Here is a 21,775-nt window from a genome sequence, read left to right on the forward strand (position 1 = left end):
ACTATGAACGAAGCCCAAACCAAACACGATTTAATAACACCAGCCTTACAAAAAGCGGGTTGGGGTATTGTTGAAGGTAGTCGTTTGCGTTTGGAGTTCCCTATTACCAATGGAAGACTTATTGGCCAAGGCAGACGTGCTACGCCATTGTTTGCAGATTATGTGTTGGAATATAAAAACCGTAGAATAGGTATTGTAGAAGCTAAAAAAAGGGACTTATATTATACCGATGGTGTAGGTCAGGCCAAAGATTATGCAGAACGTTTAAACATCCGTTATACATACGCCACTAATGGTCTGCAAATTTATGGGGTTGATATGGATGAAGGTGCTGAAGGCGATGTATCAAAATACCCAACACCAGACGAATTATGGGAGATGACATTCCCAAAACCTAAAGAAGATTACAAAGTAGAAATTGCCGACTGGAAAGAACGTTTATTTGCGGTGCCATTTGAAGACAGAAGTGGAACTTGGCAACCCAGATACTATCAAGATAATGCTATTACCAGAGTGCTGGAAGCCATTGCTAATAAAAAAGACCGAATACTATTAACTCTAGCTACGGGCACGGGAAAAACCGCTATTTCATTCCAGATAGCTTGGAAGTTGTTTCATGCCAAATGGAACTTAAAACGAGATGGACAGCGCAGTCCTAGAATCCTGTTTTTAGCAGATAGAAATATATTAGCAGACCAAGCATTTAATTCGTTTAATGCGTTTGATGAGGATGCTCTGGTACGTATAGCTCCAGATGAAATAAGAAAGCGGGGTAAAGTGCCAAAGAATGGCAATGTCTTTTTTACTATATTTCAAACCTTTATGTCTGGGCCTAATGAAACTCCCTATTTTGGGGAATATCCACCAGACTTTTTCGACTTTATTATTATTGATGAGTGCCATCGTGGTGGTGCTAACGATGAAAGCTCTTGGCGTGAGATTATGAAGTATTTTAGTCCAGCAGTCCAGTTAGGATTGACCGCAACACCAAAGCGAGATGCAAATATTGATACCTATAAATATTTTGGAGACCCTGTATATATCTATTCGCTTAAAGAAGGTATTAATGATGGGTTCTTAACACCATTCAAAGTAAAAGAAATTTCGACCACTGGAGATACCTATATTTATGATTCAGATGACGAGGTTTTGGATGGGGAGATAGAAGAAGGTAGAATTTACACCCAAGAAGAACAGAATAGAATTATCGAACTCATGGATGTTGAAAGGTATCGGGTTAAACTTTTTATGGACTTGATTAACCAGAATCAAAAAACTTTAGTGTTTTGTTCTACACAGGTGCATGCGGCAGCGGTAAGAGACCTTATCAACCAATATGCAACCAGTAGGAATCCTAATTATTGCCATAGAGTAACTGCCGATGATGGTAAAATTGGAGAACAGCATTTACGGGATTTTCAGGATAACGAGAAAAGTATACCAACTGTATTAACCACATCCCGAAAATTAAGTACGGGTGTGGATGCCCCAGAAGTTAGGAACATTGTATTGTTAAGAACTGTAAAATCGATGGTTGAGTTTAAGCAGATTGTTGGCAGAGGCACACGCTTATTTGATGGTAAAGACTATTTTACTGTTTTTGATTTTGTAAACGCACATGAGCATTTCCAAGACCCTGAATGGGATGGAGAACCACTGGAACCAGAACCACCAACAGGTGGTGTTAGAACACCAAGACCTTGTAATATTTGTGGAGAAAGTCCTTGCTCTTGTGAAGCACCAGAGCCAGAGCAATGTCCTGAGTGCGGTAACATCCCATGTGTTTGTGATACGCCACCTAGAAATATGATAAGGGTTAAATTGTCAGATAACAAAGTGCGTGAATTTGACAGTATGGTTAGAACCTCTTTTTGGAGTCCGACAGGAACACCTATTTCAGCCAGAGAATTTATAGAACAATTATTTGGAGACTTACCGTTATTTTTTAAAAGTGAAGACGAATTGCGAAGGTTGTGGAGCGTACCAAGTACCAGAAAAAAACTATTGGAAGAATTAAGTGAAAAAGGGTACACTAACGCACAATTAGAAGACTTACGAAATATAGTCCATGGAGAAGATAGCGACCTATATGATGTACTGAATTATGTGGCTTATCATAAAAATTTGGTGCCACGTTTAGACAGAGCTGATAGGGCTAAAATTCAATTAAAAGATTACAACCCTAAACAACAAGACTTCTTAAATTTTGTATTAGAGCAATACGTTAAAGAAGGTGTTGATGAACTGGATGATGCGAAATTACCAGACCTTCTAGAATTAAAATATAAAGCTATAGCGGATGCCAAACGAGAGTTGGGTGATATAAAATCCATCAGGAACACCTTTATTGGTTTCCAAGGGTATTTGTATGGTGTTGAGGCTAGTTAGAAAAAATTACGACACGTGTTTGCTGAATAGGTTTAAAGCTTATAAAAATGCCCCGGAGGATCCGGGGCATTTTTATTTACATATGTTATTTGTATTAAAAAACGGGTTTTGCGGTATCGACCCTTACTAGCATTCGATTCTAAACTCATCTTATAGGTCGGACCTGTAAACGAATTTTCTAAACTTTTTAATTGGTTAAATAAAACTGTCTCACTTTGAAACAGTAATATTTTTAGGTGATTAAAAAAATATCATCTAAATGTCGCATTATGACGCACATTCACAAATTTCTTGATATTTAATTATATAAGTACTTAATAAATTAATCCATATAGGGAAATAGTGCTTAATAATTAGTGACAATTTAAAAAGAAATTAAAATGGAAAATTATGTTAAAAATCAAGAGTTTATTAAAAGAGCTGGTATTAGTAGAAGTAAGCTCTATAGAACATACCAAGAAAGCCCTGAATTATGGGATGAAACAACTATTAAGAATGGTAAAAGAGTAATACCTGAAAAACATTATAAATATTTCGACAGGGAGTTGCTATATAGAGATAATAAATCCATGAGAAACCTATTAGATTGTCTACAAGACCCAAAATCGCTGCCATATCGACTATGGTATTCTGAATGGACATTTTTTATCACCATAAGTTATAAACTAGATAGAACCAAGGAAGCTTGTGCAAACAGAATGCGTCAGTTATACGATAGATTGGAAACTATATATGGCGGTGATACAGGACTAAGAATGTTTTTTACCTCGGAACCCTTTACCAACCGTAAAGGGTTTCACAACCATGTTATAATTTATATAGAAAATAAATCTTTAAAATGGAAAATTAAAAAAGCTATAGAAGAAGAGTTAGCTAAAAGAGATAAAATAGACCTTTCAAATTATGACCATCGATTGGGGGCTATTTTTTATATATCTAAAGAAGGATTAAATGACACGGAATGGGATTTATTAGGGAATAATTTAAAACAAGAAGGTATTGATTATGAAAGTAAAAATAAATAAACGTCAATTAATAATGCTTTTGGACAATTTGGATTTACTTGAAGATAGAGGTTTAAGTTTAAATATGAGTGGTAAAACTTTTAAGAAATTTATGTCAGGAGATATTCCAATAAATGAACAAAAATTGTATAAAGTAGATATATGGGTTGGAGCTTATCCATTAAAAATACTTGTTTTTTCGGACAGCTCCAGTACAGCACGATTAGCTCTTAGTAAATTATTTCCAAAAGCAAGAGTCTACTTTGCAAAAGAAACGAGTGGTAAAATCTCTTAAACACAAATAATGGTCACTTTTATGATAAATGAACATTCTTGTATTAGTTTTAGCCTATAGTGATAAACTAATCCAACATTAATTGGGTGTAAGTGCGTAAAAACCAGGTTTTTGTATCAAAATAATTGTGAGTCTAAAAATAATACGTATATTAGCCTTATAAAGCAATTATTATGTATTACTTCTATTCAAGAGTTTCAACAGTTAGTCAGAACACAAATCGTCAAGTAGCTAATTTTAAATTATTTCCTGAATTTAAGCCTGAGAATTTATTTATAGATAAAGTTCAGGGTAATACGCCATTTTTAGAACGCACCGAAGCTTCTAAATTATATGATATAGTAACAGAGCATTCTCATAACAATGTTACAATTGTAGTGGATAGCATTGATAGATTAGGGCGTAATTTAATTGATATACTAAGTACAATAGAAAAATTTACAGCTAACGGTATAAACCTTAAATCACTTAAAGAAGGATTTGAGACTTTGGTTAATGGTGAAGAGAACCCAATGGCCAAAATAGTTATTTCAGTTATGGCTTCCATAGCAGAAATGGAACGTAACAGGATAAAAGAAAGAACTGCCGAGGGTATAAAAATTGCCCGTGCAAATGGAAAATTTCGGGGCCGTAAAATCGGTTCTACTCAATCAACTTCTAGATTGCTAGAACGCCATCCAATTATCGTAAAAAAACTAGAAAAAGGTTTAACGGTGCGTGAAGTGGCTGAGATTGTTGGTAAATCGACCACTACAGTTATGAAGGTGAAAAAAGCCTTATATAAAGCTTGAAAATAAGTTTAAATCATTTTTTACACTAGGTGAGTACTCAAAAGTAAAATCATTAAAAAATTACTGAATAGTTATGATTGAACAATATGAATATAACGGATACCAATACAAAAGAGAGTCAATTAAAAATGAAGATGATAAACTTGATATAGTTCATAATAAAGATAAACCTGAGTCTGTTTATAAATATTATGCAATGAGTAAACATTCAGTTGATGCTTTAATTAATGGATATATTTACACTTCTCATCCATTTGAGTTAAATGATTGTCTGGATTCAAGTATTTTTCTTTTAGGTTCTTCAAAGCCTTTGGGCTTTAAGTTATATGAAAAATTTTTAGGAGAAATTTTTAATTCTAAAGAAGAATTAATCGAATATTATAAAAACGATAACAAAGAAGGTGGTCCTTTTGGATTAGGGTACCTATCTTATATGTGGCCAATTCTTACCGATAAGTTTGGGGTAATATCTATGACAGCCGAAGATAAAAATAATTTAATGTGGCCTCATTACACTCAAGAGAAAGGTATTCAAATCAAATTTAACACAAATTCTTTAGAATCGAGTATAAGGAATAATATGAAAATGGGGGAATGTTATGGTGTTTACCCAATAAACTATAGCAAGGATTTAAATCCCATAGATATAAGTGACTTTCAAACGCTACATGTTCCATTCTTATATATGACTAACGTAAAATCAAACTCTTGGCAGTACGAGGATGAATGGCGATTTATTATTAGTAAGGAATTGATGGGGGTTCCATTTAGTAAGGCTGGCTTGGACCCTAGAGCAGATATTGGTGTTGATGTAACCAAAAGACAAATTTTTTATGATAAAAATATTGTGGATGAAATTACACTAGGTCACAACTTTTTCACTGGACAAGAGTTTAAAATTGATAGGACGTTAAAAATTGGTTTTACCGTAGAACCTATCGATTCAGACAACCACATAAAAATTTTAGCTTTTATAGAGCAAAATTTAAGTGATAAGTTATTTTTATCAAGTAAAAAATTTGAAATAGACGAGAAAGGCTCTCCATATTTAAAGAGAACTAAGGAAAGGTTTAATATCGAAAATATTGGTGGTAAAAAATATTTACTTACCAGAACCAAAGAGTATTATTAGAATTATTTACTGTTTATATCATAAAATGAAGCAAACCTCACCAATTCTTCATTAAAATGGTTCGACAAAACAATATTAGGGGGAGCCATATTAGACAAGCCATCAGAAATGATGGCTTTTTTGTCTAATTTTTGTGAAGCCTTGCTAATTCTAGTAATTGAAAACTATATTACAAATTGTCAACTTTAGAAAGGTTAACAGGAAGCTATTTATTTCCTTTTTTTATAAATTACATTATAACTACTAGTTTTTAACTTAGTTTTTTTGGAGGGACTATTTTATTTCCTTTCATAGGTTAATAAATCGTCTGGTTCAACACCTCCAATTATATCAATTAATTCAATTTTAGTTGAAGTTTGTGAAATAAAATCCCAATCATTGGTTAAGTCATCAAGGTCATTCATTAGGTTAAAGAGAATATTTAATTCTAAATCGTCAAGGTCTGCACCATCCGATGAAATATTCCAAGTACCATCAAAACTATTTGTTCCATTACTAGAATTTAGTGCACCTGTACTATTGAAGGTGAAATTATAACCAGAAAAATCACTTGTCTCGTTTATACCAGAATCTATGAATTTTGTTATACGCCAAGTTCCAGATTGAGTATCATTTTCAATAGTTTCTTGTAGTGTATTATTCGGATTATCATTGTTGTCATCAGAACTGCAAGATGTGATTAAAAAACAAATCAATAAGTTGAACATAATGCAATAAATTAAATTTTTTCATAATAATTTTTTAATAATGGTTTATCTAATTTCCTTCACTTAAAGTAAAGCTTCCGTCTCCGTTAAAATTCGATACGTTAATAGTTACGGTCCACATTCCTGATACTCCAGATGAAGTTACTCCAGAAAAAGTGTCTGGTTCAACACTACCATTTATTGTCCTATCTAAAACAGTAGTTCCTTCTGAATCTTTAACCATCATTTGGAAGAGTCCAGTAGTTGAAGCTGTAATGTCAGCATTGTAGTCAGCAGTTGATAAGTCATTTTGCCAATTAAACGTTTTGGACGCTGTGCCTCCGTTACCTGTAAAATCCCCTCCAATATCACCATCGATACCTTCAGTTAAAGTCACATTTGCGTATAAATTGTCGTCATTACTACAACTTGTAAATGGTAGAAAGGCGATGATAATTGATAAAATAAAAATTGTAGGTTTTAAAGTTTTCATAATGGATATATTTTATTTTAATGCAAGGTTAGAAATTTTAAGCATTAATTTTTATTTATATTCTTTATGTTATGCATAATAAATATTTATACTTTAAATGTAAACAATTCTTCGTGAAATTGGTTTGATAGAACAATATTTGGATTATTAAAAGCAGAAAATTCGACAAAAATATTAGGTTTTTTTGGGGCATAACTTTTAATTAAAAGCTTGTGAGGATAAAAATTGCTCAGGATAGTTAATGTTAAGGTGTATTGAAAAAAATTAGTATGAATGATTAGCCAAAAAAATAAGGTGAGTAGTATGCTCACCTTATTTTCAACTAAATGTAAATATACCCTACTTAATCATCTAGCAGGTTAACATATTCTTTTATTTTATTTCTAATGGCTTCTGCTAATGCATTATTTCCATCAGTGTCTTCTGGACTAATCTCAATTGTTCCATCTTGATTTCCATCAGTAGCTAAGGTCAAGTCTACACCATTAACACTGTTTAAAATTTGACCTAAATCAAAATCTATAACAATACCTTGAGAATTTTGGGTAACAGCAATATCAAATTGTGCATCCTCAAAATCGACTTCCACTTCATCATTAAAATTGTGCCAGAAAATAAATGGAGTGCTGTCTATGGTTCCTTGAATAAGGATAGATTTATTAAACAAATCACTTGAAGAGTCGGTACTCACATCAAATTTAAATTCCAGTTCATCATAATTTCCAACAGGAACAGTAACATTTAAGAAACTAATTTGACCAGACATTAAGTCTAGTTCAAATGGCCCCATTAGTTCTATTTCATCTTCATAGTCATAGAACCCATCATCATCCCATAACTCATTTTGGTCTTCTTCATAGTTATCGTCTTCAAGGTCTATTTCTAGCTCAAATTCACTTAAGTTCATTCGGAAATCTTCAATCACTATATTTCCAATCATTCCTTTAGCACTTGAATTTTTACCTGTCAAATTGGTAAAAGAGCTTTTTGCGCTAATGTTAAGTTTTCCAACGCTAGAATCCTCATCATTGGAACAACTGTAGCATATTAAGGCTAGAGTCAACATCAATAAGATACTTCTTTTTACATTCATTTTGTTTTTCATAATTGATTAGGGTTTAATATTATATTTATATAACAGTTAAGGATTAAAATATCCTACCCCGAAAACGAGATTTATTTTAATTTATTATGAACTTAGTCTTTAAAGTTTGAATTTAAAAGGACATTAAACGTCTAATTAACAGAGATTTTTTTATTTAAAGAACATTCATATTATTCATAAAAGAGTGTGTTTAATTGATTTTTAGGAAATACTTATATAGAAAAAGGTTTGAGATGTATTGGTTAAAAGGGTATTGTTGACTTTAATCAAGAATGATTGTATAAAAAAACCAAAACATAATTCGATTAAGTTTTGGTAGATTTAGGGAAAATTACAAATTCGTTTAAATTATGGTAGATTTGGGTCTTATAATTTGATTAGACAAATATGTGAATATTTTGTGTAAATATAGATAAAATACATATATAATCGATGAAATACATAAAAATTTAACAAATCAACACTTAAAGTATATTTATAACAAACATTTTCAAAGGAATAAAACCACTTCAACACTCATTAAGGTTCGCTAAATCGAAACATTCTGCTACTGAGCAAGACGCATCATCTAAATTAGGTGATGCGTTTTTTCTTTTAGGCTCTTTAGCCAGTAGTAATATACATGAGATTAAAGAAAATACACTATTCGCTTTGGTCATAACATTTCAAAGCCAAAAACTATTAACTATAAATATTTAAATTTGTATGCCCTTGTAATAAATAATCAATACATATTAAGGATATGACTGAATTAAAAAAATACTCCGACATTTCTTCGCTCTGGCTCGACTATAAAAATGGGTTAAAGTATTATATCTTTAAAAAAGTTAAAAATGAAGAGATAGCAAACGATTTATCTCACGAGGTATTAATGAAGGTTTACAATTCTTGTTGCTCCTCTGTTAATATTAAGAATGTAAGGTCATGGATGTTTCAGATTGCTCATAATACAACAATTGATTATTTAAAAAAGCAAAATAAGTTCACTGACAATGTTCCTGAAGATTATGATAATGATGAATATGATGTTTATCAAGAGGCAAATGAAATTGTAAAACCACTAATGCAATTATTACCTGAAAAGTATGCAATCCCACTGCAACTGTCGGAGATTGAAGAGTTAAAACAAAAAGAAGTTGCTCAAAAGTTAAATTTAAGTTTAACAGCTACAAAAAGTAGAATACAGAGAGCCAGAAACCTTTTAAAAGAAAAAATTATTGAATGTGGTAATCTAGAAAAAGATGAAAAAGGAAATCTAATTTCTTTAGAAATAAGAAGTGATTGTAAACCAATCCAAAAGTCTTTAAGAAAAAAAAATCAATAAATGTTGCATCTTTTTTGAGTTAAAACAGTCTTGGTAATGATTTTTAATTTATTCATTTAAAACATACACCATGAAAAACACAAAACACTCAAAAAACACAAGCACGTTAGCAACTACTCAAAGAAGTATAAGAGGCTTCTCAACTAGAACAAGATGTAGTGGTACTAGAAGCAGATTTGATTCAAGTCGTAGATTCTGTTAATTGATAACGTAGGAATTAAGAGCCTTTAAATTTGAAGGCTCTTAATTTATTTTAATCTTCACTATTTACAATTAATATTTTAAAATAATTTACAATGGAAAAACTTTCAATAAACAAAATAAGAGAATCAGTAATGGAAAATTATAGAAATGTGGCCTTATCGAATGGAGCGTTAGAAAATAACGAACCAGAATATTGTTGCACTTCTAAATCAAATAATTATAATAACATTTCAGGTAATTTGGGTTATTCGTCTGAAGAATGTGAAATTGTACCAGAGGGCTCAAATTTGGGCCTTGGGTGTGGAAATCCACAAGCAATAGCTGCACTCAAACAAGGAGAGACTGTTTTGGACCTCGGTAGCGGTGGCGGATTTGATTGTTTTTTAGCATCAAAAAGCGTTGGTGACACAGGTAAAGTTATTGGGGTAGATATGACCCCTGAAATGATTTCACTTGCAAGGAATAATGCTAAAAAGGGCAATTATATTAACACAGAATTTCGTTTGGGAGAAATTGAGCACCTACCAATAGCAGATTCAATTATTGATGTAATTATTTCTAATTGTGTGATAAATTTGTCTCCTGAAAAAGAAAAGGTTTTTGCTGAAGCTTTTAGAGTTTTAAAACCTTGTGGGAAATTAGCAATATCTGATATTGTCTTATTTAAACCTTTGACTGATGATTTAATATACGACCCATCACTTTTTTCTGGATGTGTATCGGGAGCTTCGTCAATTGAAGAATTAAAAAATATTCTTAACAATTCAGGATTTAATAAAATAAAAATTGAGCCTAAATATAAAAGCAGAGAATTTATAAAAGATTGGGCCCCTGGTAAAGAAGTCGAAAATTATGTTGTTTCGGCAACTATTGAAGCTGTTAAAAAATGTAATTAAACATATATTAAGTACAGTTTACAAATGATTTTATAATTCACTCATTTTGATTAAATTCAATAACTTTTAAAAAATCATTCACAAACTCATTTAGGTTCGATAATTCGATGTTTTCCGCTAGGGAACAAGACTAAAACATTTAGCATTAATGTCATAGAATGAAGCAAACCTCATTAATTCTTCATTAAATTGGTTCGACAAAACAATATTAGGGGGAGCAAAACAGAGAAAAGTTCAACAGAAATGTTGGACTTTTTTTGGGGACATTTCAACTTCATAATTTTAAGATATTTGTACTTTTGTTTTTTTTTAATATCTTTAAAAAATGCTACTCTTTTATTTTGTCACCTAAGGCTAGCATTACAAGTCCCAATTCATTTTTTTAAAAGTCCTCAAAATAAGTATTAGAGTGATTAAATACTTATTTTTTAGGCTCGGTATAGTGCCAATATATTTATTAATTAAAACCAACCAAAATGAAAAAACTAGTATTATTTACACTGGCGATTCTTATGAGCGCCTCAATTTATTCTCAAAGAAATGACAACAGCGATTATTGGAATACTTGGGAATACACTCCTAAAGAAGGGATGCATGAAGATTTTGAAAAGGCTGTAGCAAAAAAAACAGCTATGTTTAACAAAACCTCTGAAACAGCTATTTTAACTTACAGGATTATAACTGGACCTAATTCGGGTACCTATGTGCGTGTAGAGTCAAATAAATCGCCATCTGATTATGATTTGGACCGAACTGCTGAAGGTAAATATTGGAATCAAAATGTGTCTAACTTAGTTGCTAATACAAGTGGTCAGGTTAGATGGCAGAGATTAAACGATGGGACTCTTAATTATAATCCGGAAAACAAGACCCCTGCCAAATACGTTGAGAGAACAACTTATAATGTAAAGGCTGACGGAGTCATGCATTTTCGCAGGTTTATGTCTAGATTGGCAAAGGTGATAGAAAAACGAGAAGGAACCGGCACTAGAATTTTGTTTAGAGTGGTAAGTGGTGGAAACAGAAATCAGTTTGTTTTGGCGTCAACGTTTGATACTTTTAAGAGTGAGGCTTGGCCAGAACAAGAGAATACTTTTAGAGAAGATTACAATAAAATGTTTGGATGGGGGTCTATCGAAGAAGACAGTAAAAATTTTGATGCTTCCTTAGAGTATTGGGGTGAGCAAGTTGAAACAATGCAATTTGTGCCAGAAATGTCTACAAAAAGTTAAAATTAGTAGTCTATAGTATTGAAATAGCAAAAAAGTTCAACAGGAATGTTGAACTTTTTTTATGCAATAACTCTTCATAACAGTTTTACTGTATGCGCCTAAGTATTAAAATAATTCAAAAAAGTTTCTTTGAAGTTGTAAAGAAGAAATGAGAATTGGAATGTATCGTTTCAAGGATAGTGCTGAGCAACAAAAAAAAGGCGAGTAAAATGCTCGCCTTTTTTTATAAAAATTTAAAAGGGATGAAATTAGTGGCAGGTATTTTAATCAATTACTTTGTTTTGAGTTTTGTCACAGTACTTGATTACGGAATAAGAGTTGAAATTCTTATAAAAAAAGAGACTGCCTTTTTTTGACAGCCTCCTTTCATTCTTCCCTAAGAATTAATTAATAGCACTATAAAAATAGACTAGCTTTTTTAAAAAAAATGAATGAATTAGTATTAGTTATAATAAAGGATATTCTCGTAGATGATTCTAACTTAATCGTCTAAACCTATAAGTTCAAATTGTAATATCACTTTTGTTCCTTTTCCTTCTTCTGAGGTGATTTTGAAAGAATTGTTGTTAAAATTATTTAAGAGATTCAAACGCTCCATAACAAGTTTTAACCCTTTTGATTCATGTAATTGACCTGAATTTGTGTGATTCATTCCTTTTCCATTATCTTCTATAATACAGATAAGCAATTGATTTTCAATATAGAATTTAATTGAAAGTTTTGGATTTGTATAATTTTTATTAAAGGCATGCACAAATGCATTTTCAACAAAAGGTTGAATGATCATTGGTGGGATTTCTATGCTATTTGCTTCCAATCCGTCATAATCAATTGTTACGTTCACCTTATTATTAAAACGCATATTTTCCAGGACGATGTATGATTTTAAATAACTAATCTCTTCAGCTAAGAGAATCAAGTGTTTGGAAGAATTCTCTAAGGTCGTTCTTATAAGTTTTGCGAACTCACTTAAGTACATAAGTGCATTGTCAATGTCATTATCAATGATATAGTTTTGAATACTATTCATGGCATTGAAAGTAAAATGAGGATTCATTTGAGATTGCAAAGCCTCCAGTTTGGTTTCCACTAAACGCTGTTGAATCTTGGCTTTTTGTTGTTCTCTTTTTTTAATGTATTTGATGCGGTTTTTGAAAGCAATAAAACCTGAAATCAATAAAACTAATAGTAATAGAGAAATAAACCACCATGTTTTCCAAAAAGGAGGTACAATTGTAATAGCGGCTAATTTAGAAAGCGATATTGAACCAGTATTCAAGTCTTTTATCTTAATATTCACGTTATACGTACCTATAGGTAAATAAGGTATAAATATGTTTTGTTTAGTGCTGTAGATGCTCCATACAGGGTCTAAGCCTTCTATTTGATAACTGTATCTCAATTTGTTTGGATATGGATAATTGGAGGTCTTAAAAGACAAATCCAGGATGTTTTGCCAATATTTATAAGTTAATTTCTTTTTATCGCTATTAAACCAAGTATATGTTTTAGTCGTGTCCTTTTGGTAATTTACTTTGATATTGGTTAACGTAATGGATGGATGGATTTTTTTAGGGTTTAATATTTTTTCTAAATCAATTTTATAATAGCCTGATTGCGTTCCAACATATATAGTGTCTTTAATGATTTTGCTGGTAGTAAAATCATTTATTTTCAGACCTTGTGCCACATCAATTAAACGGATACTGCCGTTTTGATATATGTTTAGACCTTTTTCAGTACCAATAAAAAGTGCCTCTTTATGGTTCTCCAAAAGTGTGATTGAATTTCCAACAATCTCATCTCTTTTTATATGGGTTAAAACTTTATAATTCGTTGCCATATCTAATAAAAAAACATCACCGGTATTTGTGGAAACTAATAATGTTTTTGAATAATTATCTAAGGAAATATTATTAATATCCCTAGCGCTAAATATGTTCTTTAAAGCCAACGATTCATAAACCTTATCTTTAAAGATATGCAAACCACTTTTAGACGAAGAAACAATAACTAGGTCTTTATATTTAAGCATTTTTGTAATGTAAACGGGATTGTTTTTATCTTTTGGTGAAAAAGGGATAATCTTGGCAATACTGTCTATATCATTCGATTTAGGTTTATTTAATACATCAAGGTGAAGGTTGGTAGCTTCAAACTTATGCGCAGTTAACATGTCAGAACCTAAAAACAAAAATTTATAACTTGAATAATATAAAAATTGCACGATATCACCTTGGAGATTAAGTTTAAATAATCCAAAGCTGCTGCTAACCCAAAGTGCATTTTCATAAATATCAAGGTCATAAAACTCAAGGTTTTTAATAGAATTATAGAAAGAATTATAATTTCCATTTATAGGTAGATATGGGAGTTCTTTTTTAGCTTCCTGAGTAAAAAAATTAAAAAAGATTTCTGTATTTTGATTCTTTATTAATTTGTTATCAGGCTTTATACTGAGTCCTTTTTCATGAAGAATGTAGAGGTCAGAGTTTTTTTCTTTAAATTCAATAATTCCAGAAACATCATTAAAAAAAGAGATGGTTTTGGATAAACTTAATTGATATAGACCTTTATCTTGTGTCCCAACATACAAAAAATCGAAATCCATATCATAAAAAAGAGTTCTAACTTTATCACTTTTTATGCCGAAGGATTTTGTAACATTTACTAATGAACTATCTGCAATTTTAAATAAGCCACCATCATTTTTATGCACTCCCCAAGCTGCACAATAAATGGTATCATTAGAATCCTTTGTGAAATCCCAAATTATGGAATTACCAAAAGAAATATCTTCATCTTTAGATTCTATAAAATTTGATGTCTTGAATTTAATGATTGAATTCCTGTTGTCACCAATTTTTAGCCCGGCACTTCCATAATATAAGTCCCCATTATTTATATATAAGGAAAAGATTGATGAAGTTCCGAAAGAAGAATCAGATTTAAAAGTGTTTCTTATTTTAGTAAGTGTTAAAGCTTCAGTATTTAGATTATAAATGCCATGTGTGTAAACCCCAATATAAATTTCACCTTTATAGGTAAAATAATCCATTATCTGAAATCGTTCCTGTTCTGTTTCTAATCCAACAACAGAATAATCTTTTAGATTTAAAATAAACAGTCCTTTTTCTGTGCCAATAAGCAGATAGTTGTTGTGTATAAAAAGTTTTCTAACAAAGCTGTTTTTTAATAGTTCATGGTGGTTTTGGGCTGTAAATTCTTTACCATCAAATTTTGAAATACCACCACCAAAAGTTGCAAACCACAAATTACCTTCAGCGTCTTCAACAATATCCCAAACGGAATTGTTTGAAAGTCCATTATCTGTACTATAATTAGTTATAGTTCCACCTTCAATTTTAGCTAATCCATTATGTGTCCCTACCCATAAGATTCCTCTGGAATCTTTGTAAATACATTCAATTTGATTATTAGGTAAACCATCTGCCATTGAAATATTAGTTGATGGATAATTTTGCCCGCTTAAAAACTGAACAAAAAATAGTATTATGAAAAGTTTCAGTTTATTTTTTATGTATGATAGCATTTAAGAAATCTTCTTTTTTTCTAACTGAAACAGGAATCTTTTCTCCATTAACGAGGGTCACATGAAATTCTCTAGCTTTATCAAACTTAGTCACGTAATTCAAATTAACTAAATAGGATTTATGAACCCTAAAAAACAATGGGTTATTTATAAGCTCTTCAATATACTTTAATGTCTTCGACAACAAAAACTCTTTGCCGTCAAGGCACTTAATTTTGCAATAATTACTATCTGATTGACAATAAATGATGTTACTCATTTTTTGCAGTTCATAACCATTTTGTGTTGGCAAAGCAATTTTATTAAAATTATTATCCTGAGAGCTTAAATTCTCAAGCAACATTGAGATGCGTTCTTGACGTTTTAGATTTTCATTTTTGCTTTCAAAGCGTTTAATTGTTGAAAGCAAGTCAATATGATTAATAGGTTTTAGTAAGTAATCAAAGGCCGAGTGCCTAATAGCGTCTATAGCATAATTTTTATGGGCGGTTGTAAATACAACTTCAAAATTTATGGTTTCAAATTTTTTGAACAATTCAAAACCATTTTCTGTCGGCATTTGGATGTCTAAAAAAATAATGTCTGGGTTATAACGTCTTATAGCAATAATACCCTCCTTTATTGAATCACATTTTTCTAATACAACAATTCTTTTTTCAAAATAACGAAGTATTAATTTTTGAAGAAAATCTCTTGCCTTTTGTTCGTCATCAATGATAATTGCCGTAATCATATTTAAAGCTAACTTAATTAACTAAGGTATAAAAATATGATTAGTTATCGTAACCCATTCAAAAAGAATTTTTAAAACAACAGACCCCAAGAAGAAAAGCTTAACTAAAGAAAATTACTTAAGACATTAGGGGGTTTATTTGTTTTTATAAATCGTAGATTTTTTATATTTTTATAAAAACAAATATTTTTAACTATGTACAGACTATGGATTATTGCAAGTGTGATTTTGTTTTCATCATGCGGCACATTAAAAGAAACAAACAATGACTCTGAAAGCTCTGAAAATAAGCATATTTTACCACCCAATACCGCTTCAAACAAGTATTCAAAAATGCGTCAAGAGAATTAGAATGATAAAATATTTTCTTTTCTTCTTTTTGTAAAGTGTCATCATCAAAAACAAATTTATCAACTTAATACTACATATTATTGTTTGGTTTCTAAATAAAGTCAGGTGTTTTCTAATTCTGTATTTTTAAATTACTCAAAAACAACAGTATCCAAATAAATGTCTTGGGGTGAGCCATAAGCACTGGAAAACAATACTAAACCAGAACGAATACAGCTCAGGTCAAGTTTTTGAACATTAATTCTGTATTTTTTCCACTTGGTACTTAATTTAACCTCAATAGATTTTTTGGATGAGTCAGGAAATGGTTTGTCTTTTTCTATTAATCCAAAACCTATGGTGGCCACCACATTTTTTTTGTTTGCTTTTGCCCAGAAACTAAATTCTTTTGCTCCAGCTATTTCATAACCTCCTAAATTTTCACCCCAGTCATTTGGCGGGTCAACAAAGGCAACACCATACCAATTATGGTCTGCATCATAACTAATTTTGATTGATGACTTTCCTGAATGCACGTCCTCTTGGTTATTGAGATCTACTGTGATAGATTTGTAATTTCCCATGTATCCGGTAGGGTTATACGGTAAATCGTTACTATCTTTATAAACATAAAATGGCAATTCGGTTTTTGCTACTAAATACTTTTTATTTTTAGCATTTTCATCTGAAACCATAATTGAAGTAGATGCAATACCAATGTTGTTAAAAGTATCTTTAGCATTGACATATATTTTTATAGCACCACTCTCTATTGGCATCTGTATCTCAAAACCACTCATTAAATTACCTCTAAAATTAAGTTTGTTAATCTGGTCTCTTCTTTTACGGCTTCCTGTTCTTTGATTATAATAAAAACTGACATCCAAGTTTTCATTCTCAACATCAAATACTTCTAAAGTTACGGGAACCCATGTTTCACTTTTTACTTCAGTATCTGGTAATTGAATTTTTTTTATTTCAGGAATATGGTTAATAGGTTTTTGTCCGGTATAAGCTTCTCTTATGGCCCAGTATTGCGGGCGGAGCATACCTTTATGATGTGTCAAAAACCAAGGGGAACCAAAATTGTGGGCGCTAGCATAATGAAAAATATAGACACCTAAAGAATTGGGTTTGTTTTTAATCCAATCATGATAACCAATCACTATGGCATCATATTTTTCTTTATCGGTTGGCTCTATTTTTATTCCATTTTTTTCTGCTTGTATATCCCATTCACCAGTGACCCCAAATTCTGTAACAATATAAGGTTTGTCAATGCCTCTCTCTTTTAATTCTTCAGACAAAAAATTGGCGCTTGCGCCATAACTATTTAAGCCATAGATATCAATAGAAGGAACAAATTTTTGCCACCAATCAAGTCCGAAAGTCCAGGCATCTACAGATGTTATAGGATGATTTGAATCTGTTTTTTTGATGACCCTGCAAATTTTTTCTAATAGTTTTGAATAGGCTTCTTTTTCAGCATCTGTTGCAATGTTTAAATAGACTTCATTTCCAATGCCCCAAGTAAGTACCGCTGGATGGTTTTTGTATTTTTCAACAATTTTAATGGCATTATAATACATGTCCTCCATACCTTTTTGGTCTTCCAGATAATTAAAGCTATCGTCATCTTCCATGCCAGGACGACCATGACGCATCCAAATGCCAACCATTACCTTAATATCAAATGAATGAGCAACATCCAAAAGTTCTTGGGTATTATCATTAGTTGCCCAAAGGCGAATGCTATTAACGCCTAAAAACTTTAAGTCTTTAAAATAACTTTGATAATTTTCCACCTCTTTGTCATAACCAAAAGTCACCCCTTTAATTTCATATGGTTTACCGTCAACTAATAAATCCCAAGAATTATTATTTTTAATTAAGGTTGTTTGAGCATTAATGTGAGCATTAATAAAACAAAGAAAAAGAGCTATAATGGTTAAATAATTTTGTTTTTTTCTCATTTTTCGTGTTTTTTAATTTAATGCTAACAAGTTACAACAAAGACAAGATATTTAAGAAGAAAACCCTGCTGTTATTGCGTTTACAAGGTCTATAAACTGGTTTTGGCATTTAATTTTGAATTTAATAATTAAGACCATTCAAAGGAAATATCAGATTTAGTTGGCATCTCTTAAAATATATTATATCTTTAAAAAAAGATAAAGTTTAACTAAACCAAAAACTTATAAAAAATGGAAGGATATTGTGTAAAATGTAAAGACAAAAAAGAAATCAAAGGTGCTGAAGAAGTAACTATGAAAAATGGCAGAAAAGCAATGAAGGGGAAATGCCCAACTTGTGGAACAGGAATGTTTAGAATTCTTGGAAAAGCCTAAGTCAATACAGAAAAAAAAAAGATCTAAATCTTTACAAAAAAAGCTATTTAATTCTTTAAATAGCTTTTTTTTTTGCTTTAACAAGATTTAAAATAAATGACAGACTAGTGGTCTAATGCCGCTTTTAGCCCTGTTATTAATTGATCAATATCTTCCTTACTTGTGTAGTGTAAAAATGAAATTCTCAATACCCCAGGTTGTCTAGGGATATCCATATCCATAAGCGGGCGAACGGCATAAAAATGACCCATACCCAACATCAATTTGTGCTCGGTCAGAGTAGCAAAAACCTTTTTTAAATCTCTGTTTTTAGGAATAATAGAAACGATTGGGGCCCTTGCTTCAATAGTGTTTGGGCCAATAATTTGAAGGTCATTGCGAGATCTTAAAAAGTCAAGCAGGATCGCTAGCAATTCTTGTTCATGTTCATGAAATAATCTATTGAGGGCTCTGTTTTTTTCAGCAGGTATTTCATTCTTATCAAAATGATGTTCATATACCGCATCAAAATAATCAATGATTCCACTGGCAGCTGCAATTTGTGCATGATCCGGACCCGCTGGTGTTAACATGCTTCTTGTCATACCTTCCTTAAAAAAATGAGATTGATTTTCCATTTTTACTATCAAACTATTCTTCACATACATTAACCCCAAGTGAGGGCCAAAGGTTTTATACAAGGAAAAAAGATATATGTCTGATTCCAAGTCTTTTATATCTGGAAAACCATGTGGAGCATAACCCACGCCATCTACCACAGATAGCGCTCCATGCTTATGAGCCTTTTGGCTGATTTCTTTAACCGGATTTACATGACCTATAATATTGGAACAGTGGGGAAAAGCCACCATCTTGGTCCGTTCTGAGAATAAACCGTCTAATTCACCTAAATCCAACAATCCTGTTTCAGAATTTACATGCCATTCTAAAATTTTAATGCCTTGATAGGCTAACTTTCTCCAAGCACCCGCATTAGCTTCATGGTCTTGGCAGGAAACAATAATTTCATCGCCGTCTTTCCACATGGGGCGCATGGCATTTGCTAAGACATAAATATTTTGGGTTGTTGATGGCCCAAAATGAATTTCTGAATCTTCAACATTTAGATAATCTGCAAATCGTTTATAAGAAGCCTCCATTAGTTCTCCTGCTAACATTGAGGCTGGATAAGGATAGTTTACTTGCACTTTGTTTTTCATGTAAAAGCTGGTCAATCTATTAATAAATTGAATACAAGGATAAGATCCACCGGCATTTTCAAAAAAGGCCCAGCCATTTAAAGAAGGTTCTGAAAATGCTGGAAATTGCGCGCGTACAAATTTTAAATCAACTTTCATATCTAAATAAATGATTTTCTTAAGGTTTGTAAAATATGATATAATATAGGGTTTTTCATTGACAAATTTGGGATATAATTGCTATCTTACTTATGAATTTTTCAATTTATATAAATGTCATTATTGTTTTTGAACGGTGCCGTAATCATCCTCCTATTGATGAGTCTGTTATGGGTTTTTAGTGTTTTTATTAAAAATGTAAGTATTGTTGATATATTCTGGGGCCTGGGATTTGTTATTGTGAATGGGGTGTATTTTTTTCTGTCAGAAGGGCATTATGTTAGAAGTTTAATATTACTTTTTTTAGTAAGTATATGGGGACTTAGACTATCCATATATCTGGCCTATCGGAATATAGGAAAAGGAGAAGATTTTAGGTATCAAGAGTTTAGAAGGCATTATGGTGTAAATAGGTATTGGTGGGTTAGTTTTTTTCAGGTCTTTTTGTTACAAGGGGCTTTAATTCTACTGGTTTCTTTACCGTTATTAGGATCTAATTTTTACACTGAAAATAATGAGTTAATGTGGCTGGATTATGTAGCTATTATTATTTGGATAACAGGTTTTATATTTGAATCATTTGGTGATTTTCAGTTAACTAAATTTAAAAACAACCCAAATAATAAAGGAAAGGTTTTAGACACAGGGCTTTGGAAATATACCAGACATCCAAATTACTTTGGCGATACTTTAGTGTGGTGGTCATATGCCTTGTTTTGCATTGCCTCTGGGAGTTATTGGCCTATTTTAGGTTCGGTAATAATGACTTTTTTAATTATTAAAGTTTCAGGGGTCGCTCTTTTAGAAATCTCCTTAAAAAACAAAAAACCCGATTATCAAGAATATGTTAGAAAGACAAATGCATTTTTCCCTTGGTTTCCAAAAAAGTAAATAATGTTAAGCTACCTTAAAAGTAATATCTGGCTCATACTTTTTATTTTATGGGGATTACCATTGACACATTACAGAAGTAAATTCAGAAAAATTGTGTATCAAACAGATAGCTGGACCATTAATATAAAGCCTCTATTTATTAAAGAAATTAAGGCCTTATTTAGCAATATGTATCCAAATGATTTGAACTATAAAAAATTCAGAAACTTCTATCTTTTTTATTTAGCAATCTATTTGATATTATTTCTTTTGTATTTAAAGTTTAGTTCTAATTAGTGTCTGTAATAAAGCGAAAAAGGCGAATGAATTTACCCTTAGCAAAAAGGATATTATACTAATGAAATCTATTTTAGATAATCCTATTTGGAACGCCCTTGTTACACGAGATGCTCACAATAATATTGGTTCTGATAACTGTGCCTTTTTTGATGCTGATGTCGCGCCATTTATCGGGATGCCATTTTGGGATCAAAACAGTCAAAGGGAATTAATTCATAACGTAGATGCGAGACGGAATTGGTTTTTATTAATTGGAGAGGAAGTTCAATTTATTGAAGAATTGGAAATGGTTTTAACATTACCGCTCTATCAATTCACATGTAAAAGCCTTAAGGAGGCGCCACAAACCAAAAAGCCATTAGAAATTGTAAAGTTAGATGAAAGGCATGTTGAAGAAATGATTATGCTTACTAAACTCACTAAGCCTGGCCCATTTGCTAAACGCACTATTGAGTTTGGAGGTTATTATGGGATGATTGAAGATGGCAAATTAGTTGCCATGGGTGGAGAACGCTTACATGTTGAAGGCTACACAGAAATTAGTGCAATATGTACAAATCCGGATTATCAGGGACTGGGATATGCGGCAAAAATTACGCATCATTTAGCCAAATCGGTACTAAATAATGGTTTAATACCCTTTCTACATGCACGAACAGACAATGTTAAAGCGATTACATTGTATGAGCGATTAGGTTTTCAAATAAGAAAAGAAATTCAGTTTTATATACTTAAAAGACGATTAACTTAA

The 21,775-nt window shown here is 31.6% G+C and carries 19 protein-coding genes; 12 read left to right on the plus strand and 7 right to left on the minus strand.

What is annotated here, in order from left to right:
• Positions 1 to 3 precede the first annotated feature (3 nt).
• From hsdR to V8G56_RS01935, 5 genes are all read left to right on the plus strand, one after another.
• Positions 4 to 2,388 (plus strand): EcoAI/FtnUII family type I restriction enzme subunit R, encoded by a 2,385-nt coding sequence (gene hsdR / locus V8G56_RS01915; protein WP_395436772.1) that lies wholly within the window; start codon positions 4 to 6, stop codon positions 2,386 to 2,388.
• Between the two features lie 380 nt (positions 2,389 to 2,768).
• Entirely contained in the window at positions 2,769 to 3,413 is a 645-nt protein-coding gene (locus V8G56_RS01920; protein WP_395436773.1) for a hypothetical protein, read from the plus strand.
• Between the two features lie 13 nt (positions 3,414 to 3,426).
• Positions 3,427 to 3,687 carry a hypothetical protein gene (locus V8G56_RS01925; RefSeq protein WP_395436774.1) on the plus strand — a complete coding sequence of 87 codons (261 nt, stop codon included), beginning with the start codon at positions 3,427 to 3,429 and terminating at the stop codon, positions 3,685 to 3,687.
• A 173-nt stretch (positions 3,688 to 3,860) separates the two neighbouring features.
• Positions 3,861 to 4,478, plus strand: coding sequence for a recombinase family protein (locus V8G56_RS01930; protein WP_395436775.1), 618 nt, complete (start codon positions 3,861 to 3,863; stop codon positions 4,476 to 4,478).
• A gap of 73 nt (positions 4,479 to 4,551) precedes the next feature.
• Entirely contained in the window at positions 4,552 to 5,610 is a 1,059-nt protein-coding gene (locus V8G56_RS01935) for a DUF2971 domain-containing protein (protein WP_395436776.1), read from the plus strand.
• Between the two features lie 278 nt (positions 5,611 to 5,888).
• Here V8G56_RS01935 and V8G56_RS01940 read toward each other — a convergent pair whose 3' ends face one another.
• The 3 genes from V8G56_RS01940 to V8G56_RS01950 all read right to left on the minus strand — a co-directional run bounded on the left by V8G56_RS01940 (position 5,889) and on the right by V8G56_RS01950 (position 7,894).
• Positions 5,889 to 6,317, minus strand: coding sequence for a hypothetical protein (locus V8G56_RS01940; RefSeq protein ID WP_395436777.1), 429 nt, complete (start codon positions 6,315 to 6,317; stop codon positions 5,889 to 5,891).
• 49 nt (positions 6,318 to 6,366) lie between these two features.
• Positions 6,367 to 6,789, minus strand: a complete 423-nt coding sequence (locus V8G56_RS01945) for a hypothetical protein (RefSeq protein WP_395436778.1) — start codon at positions 6,787 to 6,789, stop codon at positions 6,367 to 6,369.
• 343 nt (positions 6,790 to 7,132) lie between these two features.
• Positions 7,133 to 7,894, minus strand: coding sequence for a hypothetical protein (locus V8G56_RS01950; RefSeq protein ID WP_395436779.1), 762 nt, complete (start codon positions 7,892 to 7,894; stop codon positions 7,133 to 7,135).
• A gap of 742 nt (positions 7,895 to 8,636) precedes the next feature.
• On the opposite strand from V8G56_RS01950, the gene V8G56_RS01955 reads away from it, so the two are divergent.
• The 3 genes from V8G56_RS01955 to V8G56_RS01965 all read left to right on the plus strand — a co-directional run bounded on the left by V8G56_RS01955 (position 8,637) and on the right by V8G56_RS01965 (position 11,550).
• Complete coding sequence (locus V8G56_RS01955; RefSeq protein ID WP_395436780.1) at positions 8,637 to 9,218, plus strand: sigma-70 family RNA polymerase sigma factor; 582 nt, start codon at positions 8,637 to 8,639, stop codon at positions 9,216 to 9,218.
• 296 nt (positions 9,219 to 9,514) lie between these two features.
• Entirely contained in the window at positions 9,515 to 10,318 is an 804-nt protein-coding gene (locus tag V8G56_RS01960; RefSeq protein ID WP_395436781.1) for an arsenite methyltransferase, read from the plus strand.
• Positions 10,319 to 10,794: 476 nt separating this feature from the next.
• Entirely contained in the window at positions 10,795 to 11,550 is a 756-nt protein-coding gene (locus V8G56_RS01965; RefSeq protein WP_395436782.1) for a hypothetical protein, read from the plus strand.
• Between the two features lie 481 nt (positions 11,551 to 12,031).
• Here the strand turns inward: V8G56_RS01965 and V8G56_RS01970 are convergent, their stop codons facing one another.
• On the minus strand, positions 12,032 to 15,007 hold the full coding sequence (locus tag V8G56_RS01970; RefSeq protein ID WP_395436783.1) for a sensor histidine kinase: 2,976 nt from the start codon (positions 15,005 to 15,007) through the stop codon (positions 12,032 to 12,034).
• 73 nt (positions 15,008 to 15,080) lie between these two features.
• Entirely contained in the window at positions 15,081 to 15,836 is a 756-nt protein-coding gene (locus tag V8G56_RS01975) for a LytR/AlgR family response regulator transcription factor (RefSeq protein ID WP_395436784.1), read from the minus strand.
• Between the two features lie 195 nt (positions 15,837 to 16,031).
• On the opposite strand from V8G56_RS01975, the gene V8G56_RS01980 reads away from it, so the two are divergent.
• A complete protein-coding gene (locus tag V8G56_RS01980) occupies positions 16,032 to 16,187 on the plus strand; it encodes a hypothetical protein (RefSeq protein ID WP_395436785.1) in 156 nt (51 codons plus the stop codon).
• A gap of 131 nt (positions 16,188 to 16,318) precedes the next feature.
• On the opposite strand, the gene V8G56_RS01985 is transcribed toward V8G56_RS01980, so the two are convergent.
• Positions 16,319 to 18,139: a glycoside hydrolase family 2 TIM barrel-domain containing protein gene (locus V8G56_RS01985; RefSeq protein ID WP_395436786.1), complete on the minus strand. Its 1,821-nt coding sequence runs from the start codon at positions 18,137 to 18,139 to the stop codon at positions 16,319 to 16,321.
• A gap of 231 nt (positions 18,140 to 18,370) precedes the next feature.
• Here V8G56_RS01985 and V8G56_RS01990 point away from each other — a divergent pair, with 231 nt between their 5' ends.
• The gene (locus V8G56_RS01990; protein ID WP_395436787.1) at positions 18,371 to 18,514 is read left to right on the plus strand and encodes a DUF5679 domain-containing protein; all 144 of its coding nucleotides are present in this window, start codon (positions 18,371 to 18,373) and stop codon (positions 18,512 to 18,514) included.
• A gap of 104 nt (positions 18,515 to 18,618) precedes the next feature.
• Here the strand turns inward: V8G56_RS01990 and V8G56_RS01995 are convergent, their stop codons facing one another.
• Positions 18,619 to 19,851, minus strand: a complete 1,233-nt coding sequence (locus V8G56_RS01995; protein WP_395436788.1) for an aminotransferase class V-fold PLP-dependent enzyme — start codon at positions 19,849 to 19,851, stop codon at positions 18,619 to 18,621.
• Positions 19,852 to 19,965: 114 nt separating this feature from the next.
• On the opposite strand from V8G56_RS01995, the gene V8G56_RS02000 reads away from it, so the two are divergent.
• Both V8G56_RS02000 and V8G56_RS02005 read left to right on the plus strand, forming a co-directional pair.
• A complete protein-coding gene (locus V8G56_RS02000) occupies positions 19,966 to 20,742 on the plus strand; it encodes a DUF1295 domain-containing protein (RefSeq protein WP_395436789.1) in 777 nt (258 codons plus the stop codon).
• A gap of 340 nt (positions 20,743 to 21,082) precedes the next feature.
• Positions 21,083 to 21,775, plus strand: coding sequence for a GNAT family N-acetyltransferase (locus V8G56_RS02005; RefSeq protein WP_395436790.1), 693 nt, complete (start codon positions 21,083 to 21,085; stop codon positions 21,773 to 21,775).

Source organism: Gaetbulibacter aquiaggeris, from assembly GCF_044003965.1.
GTDB classification, from domain to species: domain Bacteria; phylum Bacteroidota; class Bacteroidia; order Flavobacteriales; family Flavobacteriaceae; genus Yeosuana; species Yeosuana aquiaggeris.